Source organism: Streptomyces sp. NPDC029014, assembly GCF_055564695.1.
Window position 1 is genome coordinate 89,162 of sequence record NZ_JBVHVT010000009.1, and the last position, 12,351, is coordinate 101,512.

The 12,351-nt window shown below is 69.0% G+C and carries 15 protein-coding genes and 1 pseudogene; 7 read left to right on the forward strand and 9 right to left on the reverse strand.

What is annotated here, in order from left to right; genetic code table 11:
• Positions 1-100 precede the first annotated feature (100 nt).
• Positions 101-451, forward strand: coding sequence for a hypothetical protein (locus ACZ4VL_RS07235; RefSeq protein WP_468196871.1), 351 nt, complete (start codon positions 101-103; stop codon positions 449-451).
• Between the two features lie 99 nt (positions 452-550).
• Here ACZ4VL_RS07235 and ACZ4VL_RS07240 read toward each other — a convergent pair whose 3' ends face one another.
• Positions 551-1,735, reverse strand: a complete 1,185-nt coding sequence (locus ACZ4VL_RS07240; RefSeq protein ID WP_468196874.1) for a trans-sulfuration enzyme family protein — start codon at positions 1,733-1,735, stop codon at positions 551-553.
• An 18-nt stretch (positions 1,736-1,753) separates the two neighbouring features.
• Positions 1,754-2,699, reverse strand: a pseudogene (locus ACZ4VL_RS07245) (MFS transporter).
• 53 nt (positions 2,700-2,752) lie between these two features.
• Here ACZ4VL_RS07245 and ACZ4VL_RS07250 point away from each other — a divergent pair.
• The gene (locus tag ACZ4VL_RS07250; RefSeq protein WP_468196967.1) at positions 2,753-3,496 is read left to right on the forward strand and encodes an AraC family transcriptional regulator; all 744 of its coding nucleotides are present in this window, start codon (positions 2,753-2,755) and stop codon (positions 3,494-3,496) included.
• Between the two features lie 148 nt (positions 3,497-3,644).
• Here ACZ4VL_RS07250 and ACZ4VL_RS07255 read toward each other — a convergent pair whose 3' ends face one another.
• Positions 3,645-3,971 (reverse strand): hypothetical protein, encoded by a 327-nt coding sequence (locus tag ACZ4VL_RS07255; protein WP_468196876.1) that lies wholly within the window; start codon positions 3,969-3,971, stop codon positions 3,645-3,647.
• An 892-nt stretch (positions 3,972-4,863) separates the two neighbouring features.
• Positions 4,864-5,817: an AraC family transcriptional regulator gene (locus tag ACZ4VL_RS07260; RefSeq protein WP_468196878.1), complete on the reverse strand. Its 954-nt coding sequence runs from the start codon at positions 5,815-5,817 to the stop codon at positions 4,864-4,866.
• Positions 5,818-5,960: 143 nt separating this feature from the next.
• Here ACZ4VL_RS07260 and ACZ4VL_RS07265 point away from each other — a divergent pair, with 143 nt between their 5' ends.
• Both ACZ4VL_RS07265 and ACZ4VL_RS07270 read left to right on the forward strand, forming a co-directional pair.
• Entirely contained in the window at positions 5,961-6,677 is a 717-nt protein-coding gene (locus ACZ4VL_RS07265; protein WP_468196881.1) for an SDR family oxidoreductase, read from the forward strand.
• A gap of 240 nt (positions 6,678-6,917) precedes the next feature.
• Positions 6,918-7,358 (forward strand): MaoC/PaaZ C-terminal domain-containing protein, encoded by a 441-nt coding sequence (locus ACZ4VL_RS07270; RefSeq protein WP_468196883.1) that lies wholly within the window; start codon positions 6,918-6,920, stop codon positions 7,356-7,358.
• A gap of 371 nt (positions 7,359-7,729) precedes the next feature.
• Here ACZ4VL_RS07270 and ACZ4VL_RS07275 read toward each other — a convergent pair whose 3' ends face one another.
• Positions 7,730-7,876 carry a hypothetical protein gene (locus ACZ4VL_RS07275; RefSeq protein WP_468196886.1) on the reverse strand — a complete coding sequence of 49 codons (147 nt, stop codon included), beginning with the start codon at positions 7,874-7,876 and terminating at the stop codon, positions 7,730-7,732.
• Positions 7,877-7,907: 31 nt separating this feature from the next.
• Between ACZ4VL_RS07275 and ACZ4VL_RS07280 the strand changes: the two genes are divergently transcribed.
• The 3 genes from ACZ4VL_RS07280 to ACZ4VL_RS07290 all read left to right on the forward strand — a co-directional run bounded on the left by ACZ4VL_RS07280 (position 7,908) and on the right by ACZ4VL_RS07290 (position 9,238).
• Positions 7,908-8,126 carry a hypothetical protein gene (locus ACZ4VL_RS07280; RefSeq protein WP_468196889.1) on the forward strand — a complete coding sequence of 73 codons (219 nt, stop codon included), beginning with the start codon at positions 7,908-7,910 and terminating at the stop codon, positions 8,124-8,126.
• A 509-nt stretch (positions 8,127-8,635) separates the two neighbouring features.
• Entirely contained in the window at positions 8,636-8,947 is a 312-nt protein-coding gene (locus tag ACZ4VL_RS07285; protein ID WP_468196891.1) for a hypothetical protein, read from the forward strand.
• A gap of 60 nt (positions 8,948-9,007) precedes the next feature.
• Complete coding sequence (locus ACZ4VL_RS07290) at positions 9,008-9,238, forward strand: hypothetical protein (RefSeq protein WP_468196892.1); 231 nt, start codon at positions 9,008-9,010, stop codon at positions 9,236-9,238.
• Positions 9,239-9,323: 85 nt separating this feature from the next.
• Here ACZ4VL_RS07290 and ACZ4VL_RS07295 read toward each other — a convergent pair whose 3' ends face one another.
• The 4 genes from ACZ4VL_RS07295 to ACZ4VL_RS07310 all read right to left on the reverse strand — a co-directional run bounded on the left by ACZ4VL_RS07295 (position 9,324) and on the right by ACZ4VL_RS07310 (position 12,216).
• A complete protein-coding gene (locus ACZ4VL_RS07295) occupies positions 9,324-9,893 on the reverse strand; it encodes a hypothetical protein (protein ID WP_468196894.1) in 570 nt (189 codons plus the stop codon).
• 488 nt (positions 9,894-10,381) lie between these two features.
• Complete coding sequence (locus tag ACZ4VL_RS07300; protein WP_468196896.1) at positions 10,382-11,197, reverse strand: hypothetical protein; 816 nt, start codon at positions 11,195-11,197, stop codon at positions 10,382-10,384.
• Between the two features lie 240 nt (positions 11,198-11,437).
• Positions 11,438-11,923, reverse strand: coding sequence for a DUF488 domain-containing protein (locus tag ACZ4VL_RS07305; protein WP_468196898.1), 486 nt, complete (start codon positions 11,921-11,923; stop codon positions 11,438-11,440).
• 68 nt (positions 11,924-11,991) lie between these two features.
• Positions 11,992-12,216 (reverse strand): DUF6480 family protein, encoded by a 225-nt coding sequence (locus ACZ4VL_RS07310; protein ID WP_468196900.1) that lies wholly within the window; start codon positions 12,214-12,216, stop codon positions 11,992-11,994.
• Positions 12,217-12,351: the final 135 nt, after the last annotated feature.

Here is a 12,351-nt window from a genome sequence, read left to right on the forward strand (position 1 = left end):
GACGGCACACCCGCCGGTAGGGTGCCGCCGTGCCCGAGCACCAGCGCGACCTCGTCGGCAACGGCGCCCAGCCGCCCGACACAGCGGCGCCTGGGTCGCCGTGAGCCTCGTCCTCAACTACAAGGAGGGCGGCGAGCAGAACGTCCTGGAGGGCGACCCGGCCTCCGAGGGCTACCCCTACGAGATCGTCAGCGCCCCGCCGGTGGCCGACGGGCGGGACCCGAACGTCAAGTCTGTGCTCACCTACGGCGCCCGGGCCGGCTTCTGGCGCATCCACGAGTTTGTCGTGCTCCAGCAGCCACGCGACGACCGCGACCGTCTCGAACTGCGGGTGCACGGCCGCCCGGACACCCGCCACAAACCACACCCGGCAACAACACACAGCGATGACGCCGAGTACGCCGCACCAAAACGAGCGCACATGCCGGAGCTCCGGCGAGGGGGTTCATGAAATCCGGCTCCGAAAAATCCGGGCTTGTTGAACGGCTCAGGTTTCTGATGGGGTTGCCGAAGGCGGTGAGGGGGCCGGGCGGCCCCCGTAGAACGATCTTCACTGAAGATTGCTGTCGGTGTCTCCGTCACCTTGTACGGCGGCAAGTGCTGAGGCCAGGTCGTGGCAGAGGTCTTGGGCGCTTTCCAGTCCGATGTGGAAGCGGACCAGTCGGGGCGTACTCGCCGGGGTGACCAGGGCGCGTAGATGGTGGGGCACGGCGGGCATGACCAGGCTCTCGAACCCGCCCCAGCTCGTGCCGAGGCTGAACAGGGAGAGAGCGTCGATGAACCGGGTGAACGCTTCTTCGCTGCACGGGGCCAGCTCGACGGTGAACGGGCCTGCCGCGCCGGTGAACTGTGATTGCCACAGTTTGTGGCCGGGATCGGTGTCGAGGGCGGGGAAGAGGACGCGCTGGACACCGGGCTGCGACCGCAGCCACTGCGCGACGGTGAGAGCTGAGCGTTGGTGGCGTTCCATGCGCACGGCCAGGGTGCGCAGCCCGCGCAGTGTCAGCCAGCAGGTGTCCGGGGCGGCATGGGTGCCGCCGCGGTCGCAGTACGCACGAACGCCGGCCAGGGCGTCGAAGGTTCCGGTGATGAGTCCGAGCAGCAGATCGGAGTGGCCGTTGATGAATTTGGTCGCGGCATGGACGGAGATGTCGACTCCGAGCGCGTGTGCGTCGAAGAAGACCGGTGTTCCCCAGGTGGCGTCGCAGGCGACAGGAACACCGCGGTCGTGTGCCGCCGAGCTGATGGCGGGCACGTCCCACATCTCCATCGTCAGCGACGCGGGCGTCTCGACGAACACGAGGCTCGTGGTGTCGCGCAGCAGGGGCGGGACGTCGGCGTCGTGGGCGAAGTACTCCACGTCGGTTCCGGACGGGATCAGCTCGTTGTCGCAGAAGGCGCGCGTGGGCCCGTACACGCCCGCGCTCACCAGGATGTGGCGTCCGGGACCGGCGTGTGCGGCAAGCACGGCGGTGATCGCCGCCAGCCCGCTGCTGGTCGCGATGCACGTTTCGGTGTTCGCGAGCTGTGCCATGGCGCGTTGCAGCTCGAACGTCGTCGACGTGCCTGATCTGCCGTAACGCGGCCCGTCGAAGACCAGTGCGCCCTGTGCCTGCTTGTAGGCATCGAACGAGTCGAACACGGTCGTCGACGTCCGCACTAGCGGAGGGTTCACTGAATGTGCGGCGGTCGCGGTCTGCCGGGCGGCGTGAATGAGAAGGGTCTCTAGGTCCATCGGATCGTCCTTTGGCGGTCAGCACGGGACGGGCTGCTGGGCGGGCGCGTGTGTGACGCCGGCGTCGCTGTCCTTCGGTTGCGGCGCGGTCCCGGGATGCGGTGTGGTCGGTTCGGGCAGGTTGCGGAAGAACAGCCAGCGCAGCAGAGGCATCAGGACGAGCGGCGCCGGAGCGGTCTGCAGGGACGTGGCGTCGGCGAGGCTGCCGGTGACGGGGCTGGCCAGGCCGCCGTTGCTGACGGTCAGACCAAGGGTGATCCCGCTGGCGGTGCCGACGGCCGGGCCCGGCACCCACACCACCCCCGCGATGGCCACGGCCGTGACCAGGTATGACCGGCGCGAGAACGTCACCCGGTTCCAACGGCTCGCCAGGGATCCGCCCAGCACCGAGCCGATCGCACTGCCGAGGTAGAGCACGATCAGGGCCGTGGGGCCGGCGGCCGTGCTGCCGCCCAGACGCTGGCGGCCGTACAGCGCGATGAAGGTGCTCAGTCCGTCGAACGCGATCGGCCGGAAGGCCACGGCCAGGGACTGCTTCACGAAGGAGACGATGTCGCCGCTACCGGCCGGCACTGTCGTACCGGGTCCGTCGGCCTGCCGCTGCTGCAGGGCGCGCACCACGGGCAGGTACGGCACGGCACCGGCGAGGGCCGGCCGATGGCCTGAGATCGCAACGAACACGAGCCTGAGCGCGTAAGAGCCGCTGAGCGCGATGCCGACGCCGCCGAGCAGCGTGCTGACCGGCAGCAGCCGGGGCGTGGCCCAGCGGTCGGTGAGCGCGCCGACCACTGGCTGCGCCACTGAGGACAACAGCGAGGCGGCCAGCACGATGCCCGGGGCGACCGCGTAGGTGTGGGCACGTTCGGCGATGGAGAACGGGGACCAGGGCCGCCACAGCGCCCTGGTAGACGTCGACGCAGGCGTGCCGGACAGACAGCAGAGTGATCGATGTATTCCTTCGCACCCCACCATGGTCCGGACGGCCCTCATGTCGCACTTCCGATAAACTGCCGGATGATGACGAAAATCCGCCATGAGCCGGTCGCTCCGACACGCACCCAGCGTCTCGCGTCCGGTGGCGCGATCGACGCCCACCGGCACGACGACCACCAGATCGTCTACGCCGGCCGGGGAGTGCTGGCCGTCACGACCAGCGCGGGCTCATGGGTCGCCCCGGGCACCCGCGCCATCTGGGTGCCAGCCGGCGTCGTCCATGCCCACCGGGCCCACGGGGAACTCGAACTGCATCTGGTGGGACTGCCCGCGACCGACAACCCCCTCGGTCTCGACGCCCCAACCGTGCTGGCCGTCGGCCCGCTGCTGCGTGAACTGATCATCGCCTACACCCACACCCCGGACGACGACCGCCCGGAACGGACCCGGATGCGCGCGGTCCTCCTCGACCAGCTGCGGACCTCCCCCCAGGAACCGCTCCACCTGCCCACGGCAGCCACGCCCCTGCTGCGCACGCTGTGCGAGATCCTCCTGGCCGACCCGGCCGACCCCCGCACCCTCGCCGAGCTGGGCCGCCAGGTCGGCGCGAGTGACCGCACGCTGTCCCGGCTGTTCCGCAGCGACCTCGGCATGACCTTCCCCCAGTGGCGCACCCAGCTGCGGCTTCAGCGCGCGCTGGTCCTCCTGGCTGAGAAGGAACCGGTGACCGCGGTGGCACACCGATGCGGCTGGTCATCGGCCAGCGCGTTCATCGACGTCTTCCGGCGCACCTTCGGCCACACCCCCGGAGCCCATCCGACAGACTGACCCGCAAGCGGGCCGACTCGCGGATGAACAGGGCGGCCCGCCAGGCGGTACAGGGGCGACCTTGTTCAACCGTCGTCCTCCGAGTTCTCGACGGCGGCCGAGTCCCGGCAGGTCCCACGGCACCAGCCAGCCGACCCGCTCAAGCCGGCTACGGCCACGGATAGCCCAGTTGCTCGGGGTCGAACCCTCCGCAGAGCTCGGCGGTGGCACGGGGGTCGCCTGCGGTCAGCCGCGCTTCGAGCTGCTCGGCCTGGTCCGACGGGTCGTCTGCGGAGATCGGGAGGGGCATCAGGAACTGGGCCCAGGGCAGACCCGTCTCGTCCCGGTCAGCGGGATGCCTCAGGACGACGTCGATCCGGTCGGGTTCCCCGCGGGAGGCCCAGACGGCTTCCCACTCGCACTCCCACCTGGCGAGCCAGTCCTCGCGTCCCTCAGCGCCGCCTCGAGCAGCGTCGCAACCGCTGCGGCCGGCCACTCCCAGCTGCGGTCCTCTTCGGCGCGCAGGACCTCGGCCTCGTATTGATCCGCGGCGAACCGAAACTCCGGCAGGTCGAAGCCCCGCTCCGCCGGGTCGCGCCAGCCCGCCCAGACGACGTGTTCATCGTCCCGCGTGACCGTCACGTACAACGCACGACAGCACCGCTCCTCGCCGCACCCGGATCGAGCGAGCCGAACCTCGTGGGCCGTTGCAGTGGCATGCAACGGCCCACCCCGGCCCAGGAGATACCGGGGGCTGATCCCACGAACCGGGGGCCGCCTGATTCCGTGCTGCGGAGGGACAGGTCGGCCAGGAGATCCCGACCACCGACGATCGGGCGGACCTCCAGGTACCCCTCGCCGGGTGGCGGGCAGAGGATGCTCAGGCTGAGAAGGTCGGGTTCGGTGGCCATCGGCCAATGATCGCGAAGCGAGCCGCAGCTGTCATATGAATTCGCGCGGCCTCCGCTCAGGGCGGCCTCAGCTGGAGGCGGTTTCGTCCGCATCGGCGGGTTCGAGCAGTGGATCTCCGGAATCCGGCCCCCGATCCCCCGGTTCGGCTCCGTTCTTCCCAGGAGGCCACCGCCTTTCTGCGGGCCGCCACCCATTCGGCCCGAGTCGTTCGGGGCTCTGGGATGCTGGCCCTCATGTCGGAATCCGAGCCGGAAGCCCGGTCGACCCGCCTGCACGACGAGCCAAGCGGCCCATGGCCCTTGCCCTCTCGCTTGGCGCGGTCGCGGTCGGCATCGTTCACGTCGCCAGGCCAGAGCTGAAGATCGACGGCATCACGCTGGCGCTCGCCGCGATTGCGCTGGCGCCGTGTCGGGGCCACCGCGAGGGATCGGCAGCGGCCACCGCTTCCCGCTCCGCTGCGGGTGATGTCCGCGCCCTCACCGTGAGTTGTGTCCGCATGGTTCGTCACCCGCCGTCTTGACCTGCTTGCGGTAGGCCCCCGGCGGCGATCCGAAGTGTCGTTTGAAGGCTTTGGCGAAGGCGAACTCCGACGTGTACCCCGTGCGCTGCGCGATGGTGCTCAGCGGGGCCGTTGATCGGTGCAGCAACCGCGCCGCGGTGGCCATCCGCCAGTTGGTCAGGTAGGTCAACGGCGGCTCGCCGACCACCGAGGCGAAGCGGCGGGCGAACGCCGCGCGGGACAGCCCGGCGCGGGTGCCCAGCGACTCCACGGTCCAGGGATGGCCGGGATCGTCGTGGATCGCCTTCAAGGCCGGGACGACTGCCGGGTCGGTCAGCGCGGCCGTCCAACCCCGGGTCCGCTCCTTCGGTAGTTCGGCGTACCACGACCGGAGGATGTACAGCAGCAGCAGATCGATGAGCGCCGTGACGACCGCGTCCGAGCCCGGCTGCGGAGCGTGGAACTCGGCGCACAGTTGGTCGACCGCCGAGCGCAGCACCGGGTGGCGGCCCGGAACCGCGGGAAGGTGGATGACCTCTGGTAGATCGCTGAACAGCGGGTGCGGGCGATCGATGTCGATTGCGTACGCGCCGCACACCAGCACCGTGTGCGGCCCCGGTCCGTCCACGGTGACCTGGCCGATCGGCGAGGAACGGTCCACGCGCTCCGGTACGAAGTCCACCGGATCACGGCCCGGTACGTCGCACAGGGTGTGTCCGCTGCCGCGCAGGAGGAACACGATGTCGCCGGGTCCGAGCGCGAGCGGTTGGCCGTGCGGTGGCAGCAGGTGGCAGTGTCCTTCCACGACCACGTGGAATCCGGCTCCTGAGATGGGTTGGAACTTCAGGGCCCACGGGGCGTGCGCGTCAGTGCGAGTCACCATCGGGCGTCCCGTGCGCAGGACTTCGAGTGTGTCGCTCAGGATGTCCATGGCGCCACTCTAACGCCTGCGAGGCGAGACGATATGACAGGGAATCGAGACTTCAAGTCATTCACCGTCTCGATGTGGAGGCGTACGTTCTTGCCATGGCGGTTGCCGAGCCCCGGCACTGCATCGACGAAGGAACGGATCCCATGTCTCTGACCGGCAAGAAGATCGTGATCATCGGTGGAACCTCCGGCATCGGCTTCGCGGTAGCCCGACAGGCCGCGGCGGCTGGCGCGGACGTCGTGGTCGCCTCCAGCAATCAGGACCGCGTGGACGCCGCGACGAAGCGGTTGGGCGAGCCGGCCGAAGGCCGCCGCCTGGACGTCGCCGACGGCAACGCCATCGCCGCGTTCTTCGAGCAGGTCGGGGAGTTCGACCATCTCGTCTACACCGCGGGCGAATCTCTGCTGATCAAGCCGTTGGTCGAGACCGCCCCGCACGAGGCCAGGGCCGTCTTCGAGCGCCGGTTCTGGGGCGCGTTCCTCTCCGCCAAGTACGCTGCACCGCGACTGCGCGACGGCGGCTCGATCACTTTCAGCTCCGGCGTCCTCGCGATCCGGCCCCTGTCCGGAACCGCGCTCACGGCAGGGATCACCGGCGGCATCGAGGCCCTGTCCCGGGCACTCGCCGTCGAACTCGCCCCTCTGCGCGTCAACGTGATCCAGCCCGGTGTGATCCGCACCGAGCTGTGGGACGGCAGTGTCCCGGACCCGGAGGCTTTCCTCCAGGACGCCGGGGCCGAGCTGCTCACGCGGCGCGTCGGCACTGCCGAGGAAGCCGCGGCGGCCTATCTCTTCGCCTTGTCCAACGCCTACGTCACCGGCACCACGCTCGCGGTAGACGGCGGCGCGGCGCTGGTGTGACACGGGCGCGACGCACAACAGCCAACGGAGCAACGCCGCACGCGATGCACCGATGCACCGACGCGACGCGTTCCTTGCCGCGGCAGTCGACGCCGCGAGGCCGACCAGAGGTGGGGATCCGAACCGCCCGGCCCGAAGCGGAGACCCGGTCGACCTGACCGTCCCGGAGATCCGCCGCCTGATCGGCCACCGGTCAGCCCGCCAATCACGTCCTGACGCGCCGGACGCTCGTGGGCGCCGGTGCGCGCGGATGCCTTGCGGGACCCGCGCGCCCGGCTCCGCACCGAGTACTGCCGCCGCACCGGACACCCACGGGTCCTGGTGTGCGGGATGCTCACCCTCAACATCGTGCTCGGCACGACGGTCCGCTCCACCAACGGCATGACCACCGGCAACCTCGCTCTGGACAAGGTCAGCTGGCAGAAGCCCGTCCACGTCGGCGACACCCTGTCCACACGCAGCACTGTCCTGTCCGCCCGCCGCTCGGGCAGCCGCCCGGACCAGGGCAACGTCGCCTTCCGGGTCGACGGGTTCAACCAGCGCGGCGACCTGGTCGCCACCGGCACCCCCGCACCTTCTTCGTCCCCGCCGACCCGTCGTCCGCGGCGCCACCTGCTACTAGAAGAGGGGGAGCCGAACTGTGAACGTGGAGTTCGCCGAGGCCGACAACAGCCGGTGTGAGGAGTACGACGCTCTCGCCCGCCGCGCCTACGGCCAGCCGGTGCCCGACATCGCGCGCCTGGGCCCGTACGCGGACCGACGGGTAGCGCGGCGGCCGGGTCGTCACCGGGGGCATGGGTCCGCTGGTGCCGCAGTGGTTCGGCGGCCGCCCGGTGCCCGCCGCGAGCATGGGCTGCGGCTGCGTCGCCCCAGAAGAGCGCGGCGGTCGCCTCGCGGGCCCGCCTCGTTCACGAGCGTGTGCGCGCCTCACTGGACAAGGGCGCGGTCCTCGCCACGCTGTGGACGGCCGCCCCGGGTACGTGCGGTGGCTGGGCTGGGAGGCCCCGGCGCAGGTGTTCTCCTGGTCGGTGCCGACCGCCGCCCGAGCTGCGCTACCGGCCCTCGACGGAGATCGGCACCCCGGCCGGGGTGCCGCCGGTACCCGACGGAGCCAAGGGGAGGTGTACCTGCCCGCGCCGTGCCGGCTCGACCCCGTCGAGGTTCTGGACCTGCCGGAGCAGGACGAGTCCGTCGAGCAATGGGTCGGGTTCAGGGGCCGACTACGACCGGGTGCTCGGCTGCCTGCCCGGCTGGAAGGCCGGCGGCTGGCCCAGCTGGCACCTCACCGACTTCACGCCGCTGGAGTGCCGGTGCGGGGCCCGGATGCGGCTGCTGCTCACCCTGGACAGCGGCGGAGACCCTGGACTCTACGCAGGACGGTACGGAGAAATCCGGGTGTTCCGCTGTCCCGAGGACCCGGACCACCCGGTGCGCCTGAACCTTCAGTGAAGGAGCGACGAGGGCGGAATACGGCCGCTGCCCCGACCCGCCCTGCCACCGGCCCTCAGACGCCTCGTACCACCCCGCCCGCCGGTGCCTCCGCAGCGGTCGCAAGCCGGCCGGCCATGCCAATGCCGGTGTTTAATTTCCGCCAGGTCGACGGAGCGGGGTGAGGAGGCCCTCGGGGCTGAACATCCAAAGCGGGTCTCAGCGCGGTCCGCCCGGTCCCCGTCGAGCCTGCCGCCGATCATTTACGACGCAATCCTTGGGCAAACCGGTCCGACGACTCGGTCGGTGAATCGTAAAGAAAACTATGCCAGCGTGATCGACTTGCAGAATTACCCGATCAGGATCAACGTCGTAAGCAAGGGGGCGAACGCCGAGATTGCAATGAATTATCTGCACACCCGGCTCATTCTCACGAGGTCCGGCAGTAAGGAAAAATGGGGGTTCTGAGGCGATCCGGCGCACACTGGCAGCCGCCCGACGCGAAGGGTCGAAACATTCCGGAGGGAGCAATGGCAACTCAGACGAATTCCTACTACGTTGTCCAAAACATACCCGTGGGGGCGCGGGCCGAGCTGACATGGGGCCCCGATGCATATTTTAACCAAGGAACGTTCAGCGTTTCCGCACACCCAGTCACCACTCTCCGACAGACCCTCTTCTGGCTCACGGTCGATGACATTTCGATGGGCAAGAAAGACATCGGCTTCGGCGACATATCCAACATCCAGTCCTACCTTTGGGCGAAGGTGAGGAATGACGGCCTGCCCGGCCAAGGGAATGTGAATTCTTACACCGTCTACCTCACCCGAAATATTCCTTGATCGAGTCTAGGTGGACAGTATGGGCGGTCATACGGGAAGTCAAGCACGGAAGGGATAGACATGCGCATTTCCATAATTCACGATGCCCACGGGTTTATCACAGCCCTCGCAGCATCTCCGCCCGATGCACCGGTGGCGAGCCTCGTGCCGCAGGCAGGCGAGCACGTTACGGAGGTGGATTTTCCGGAGGTTAGCGCCGAAATCGCCCCTCAGCAGATAGTCGAGCGCCTGACGGACCTGGCCGAAAACTACCGCGTCGATGTTCGGACTGACACGCTGACGCCCAAGTAGGAGTGACTGCCCCCTGTTCGCCCGCAGGCCACCACCGGATGCCGTGTCGGTGGACGGCGCCGGGCGGCTGAGGTGTGGGGGAAGGTCAGTACCGCTTGACCAGGACAGAGTTGGAGACTTTGCGCGCGCCGTTCGGCAGCTTCAGGAGCGATCCGTCCGGGTTCCGGTTTTCACTCAGCTGACGGTAGGAGAAGTCGTCCATGAGGACGACGTAGATCGTGCGAACGGAGCCCGGGTCGGACTGCGACAGGTGAATGTCGAAGGTGTACGGTCCGGGCCGCCCCAGATCATCCTTGGGGTAGTAGTTGGTGTGTGGCACGGGCTTGCCGACGCCGTCGAGCTGCACCATCCAGGTCATATGCCACCCCGCCCTAAGGTTGCAGGTGACCCGTGCAGCGAGGGACCCGTCCGAGGCGACCTCCAGCTGCTTGGGCTCAATCGTCACATCATGACCCGGCTTGTCCCCGCACTCGGGAAGGGCCTGTTCCAGGCCTGCAGTGGGCTGGACGCTGGAGGAGGAGCTGGGCTGCGGTGACGAGGCCGAGGGCGCGGGCTTGGCATCGTGGGGCTCGTCCTTGCCACTGAAGACCCCGGACCACAGCCCGAGAACCCCCAAGATGAGGGTTCCCGCAACGCTGACGAGCGTAGCCTGCATGACCGCAGACTGCCGGCTCCACCACCTTCTGATCGAACTCATCCCGGCCCCCCTGATTCCCCAGCGCCGAAGCGGCCCCTCTGCAGCGGCGACATCAACCCATCGGCGCCACAGACGGACCTTCCCCTATCATCCCCGGAACATAGCAACTGTTTGTAATGGAACAGCTACGGAAGCGTCTTGGCTTCGGCAGGGCGCCTGATCTGCGTTGCTCGGACCACAGCGGAGGGCCGCCACCCGGTCGCGGCGACGGCCCTCCGCACGGCCCCTGGCTACCTGGCAGGCGTGAACTCCACCTCGGTGCCACCGCAGCCGGCCGCGATGTCCAGCAGCCGGTCCCGCTCCGCTCGTCCATGGCCAGGCCCCACCGCAGCTTCGTCGCCGTCCACTCCGCGCCGTACCGACACAGCGCCTCCACTGCCGCGCCGCAATGATCTGGATCGACGACCTCCTGAAGACCGCCGACTGATCACAACATCACACAGGCCCTAACACTTGGCGGGTCGATCATGTTCGGAGTCAGATGACGAGGGCGGCTGCGGTGGTGGTGCCGAGGAAGACGTAACCGCACCCCTCGTCACGCAGTCCGCCACGGCTTGTGCCGCCTGGGCGATGAACGGTGCTGGCAGTTCATCCGCCGTCCACTGTGACCAGTCGTCCCACTCCTGCTCGGCGATCTCTTCCACCCGGTCGGCAGCCTTGGACGGCCTCACCCCGGGAAGTTGCAGCGCTGCCGTTGTCCAGCCAATCAGCTCGTTCACCTCGATGTACTGATACCACTCGGCGTCGTCCCAGCCGGTTCTGTCGGCGTGCCGGGCCCACGCCCACCGCAGAACCTCAGCGGTGGCATCGGCAGCCCGCTGCCGGGGGGTTCCCGTCGCCGTCCGGGCGGCGTACTCGGCGTACCTCACCATCTCCAGCGTGGGCCAGAACTCGAATCTGGCGAAGAAGTCGAGGTTCTCGGCGATGGTGTGACGGAAGGCCCGGCCCCGGCCGTGGCTGCTGGAGGCATCCAGCCACTTACCCAACGAGGACGGCCATCCCCAGGCGTTCGGGGCATAGTGGGCAGCGGGCCGGATCACCGCATCGAACCAACCCTGGATATAGGCGTCACGGGCGGCGACCATCGCATGGACGTCGGCATCAGTCGCCGGTTTCTCCGGGTCGATGTCTCCCCACAGCACTCCAAGCGAGCGTTCCACGGCAGTCCTCACAGCACGGTGAAGACCGTCCTGCCGGGAAGGCTGCGCCCACGGCAGAAGGGCTGGGTAGCAGGCGGCAAAAGGATCTTGGTAGTCGGACACGGGCAGAGCCTAGGAGGTCCGGTCGGTCATGTTCGGAGCCAGATGCCCAGGACGGCCGCGGTGGCGGTGCCGAGGAAGACGTAGCCGCGCTCGTCGTAGCGCGTGGATCCTGGGCGTCTGCCGGTGCGAAACTGCTCGGCGGGCTGGCGAACTGCGCGGGTGCTGCGCCGCCGCGGCACCCTCGAGGTCGGCGCGGGTGTCGGATCCTCGGGAGCCAAGACTCACGGCGCGAAAAGCGCATCATTCCGGACGGATGTCCGTGACCAGCAGGCCCTGCTCGGCGCGCAGGCGCTCGGCCACGAGTGAACGGTGGCATGCCTCCGGATCGCGCTCGACGCAGAAAAGGGCGGTCACCGCGCCGGTCGGAAGACCGGCCGCGAGTGCGTCCAGGTCGAAGGGGTCGAGGATTTCCCGGGTGTAGCGCTCGATGTACTCGGGCGCCAGGACGATGCGGTTGCGCTTGCCCACGCCTTGGCGGTCGTCCTCGCGGTACTGGAGCTGACGCAGTTCCGTCGTCGGTGCCAGCCCCCTCACGTGCCGGTAGTCGATGCCGGCGGCGGCGAGCGCGCGCTGGATGCGCGCCGAGTTGGCCCAGGAATAGTCGTGGCCTCGAACGCCGCGGCGCTGGCGGAGATCGAGCAGCAGCCCCACCCCGCCACCGGCGAGCTTCGCCAGGAAGGCATCGGCCGTGAAACCATAGACGCCGATCGTCGCGATGCGCCTCATCGGGCCTGCCCCTCCCCACGGGAGCACAGCGATCCGGGCTCTCAGCCCTTTCGCGGGGCCGGCCCCGCTCAGACGTTCAGCATGACGGCGTAGGCCAGGAAGAACAGGGCGCACGCCAAGGCCACCAGGCAGATCACCACGAGGGGGCCCGTGGCCCAGCCCCGCGTGAGCGGACGGTACGGGCCCGCGCCGGACCCGGTGCTCGACTCACCGGGCGGCGTCTCGCCGGGCGGCACCCCTGGGTTGGGTCGGAAGGCATTGCGCGGCTCTGGGTCTGGAATACGTGCGGACATGACTACCTCCTCGCGCCCGCCGAGCCGGCAGATCGGCCGGCTTGTCCGACGCCTACCCACCCGGTGGTGCCCCATTCCAAGCCTGCGGCCACCGCTGGACCGACCGGACGCTGCCCCGTAGCCCTCGCGATGTCC

What these genes read in the sequence shown, in the direction of transcription:
- ACZ4VL_RS07295 (WP_468196894.1), bottom strand. Translation starts at nt 9,893, where the DNA reads ATGCAGGCTACGCTCGTCAGCGTTGCGGGAACCCTCATCTTGGGGGTT.
- ACZ4VL_RS07260 (WP_468196878.1), bottom strand. Translation starts at nt 5,817, where the DNA reads ATGGACATCCTGAGCGACACACTCGAAGTCCTGCGCACGGGACGCCCG.
- ACZ4VL_RS07250 (WP_468196967.1), top strand. Translation starts at nt 2,753, where the DNA reads ATGACGAAAATCCGCCATGAGCCGGTCGCTCCGACACGCACCCAGCGT.
- ACZ4VL_RS07240 (WP_468196874.1), bottom strand. Translation starts at nt 1,735, where the DNA reads ATGGACCTAGAGACCCTTCTCATTCACGCCGCCCGGCAGACCGCGACC.
- ACZ4VL_RS07310 (WP_468196900.1), bottom strand. Translation starts at nt 12,216, where the DNA reads ATGTCCGCACGTATTCCAGACCCAGAGCCGCGCAATGCCTTCCGACCC.
- ACZ4VL_RS07265 (WP_468196881.1), top strand. Translation starts at nt 5,961, where the DNA reads ATGTCTCTGACCGGCAAGAAGATCGTGATCATCGGTGGAACCTCCGGC.
- ACZ4VL_RS07290 (WP_468196892.1), top strand. Translation starts at nt 9,008, where the DNA reads ATGCGCATTTCCATAATTCACGATGCCCACGGGTTTATCACAGCCCTC.
- ACZ4VL_RS07305 (WP_468196898.1), bottom strand. Translation starts at nt 11,923, where the DNA reads ATGAGGCGCATCGCGACGATCGGCGTCTATGGTTTCACGGCCGATGCC.
- ACZ4VL_RS07285 (WP_468196891.1), top strand. Translation starts at nt 8,636, where the DNA reads ATGGCAACTCAGACGAATTCCTACTACGTTGTCCAAAACATACCCGTG.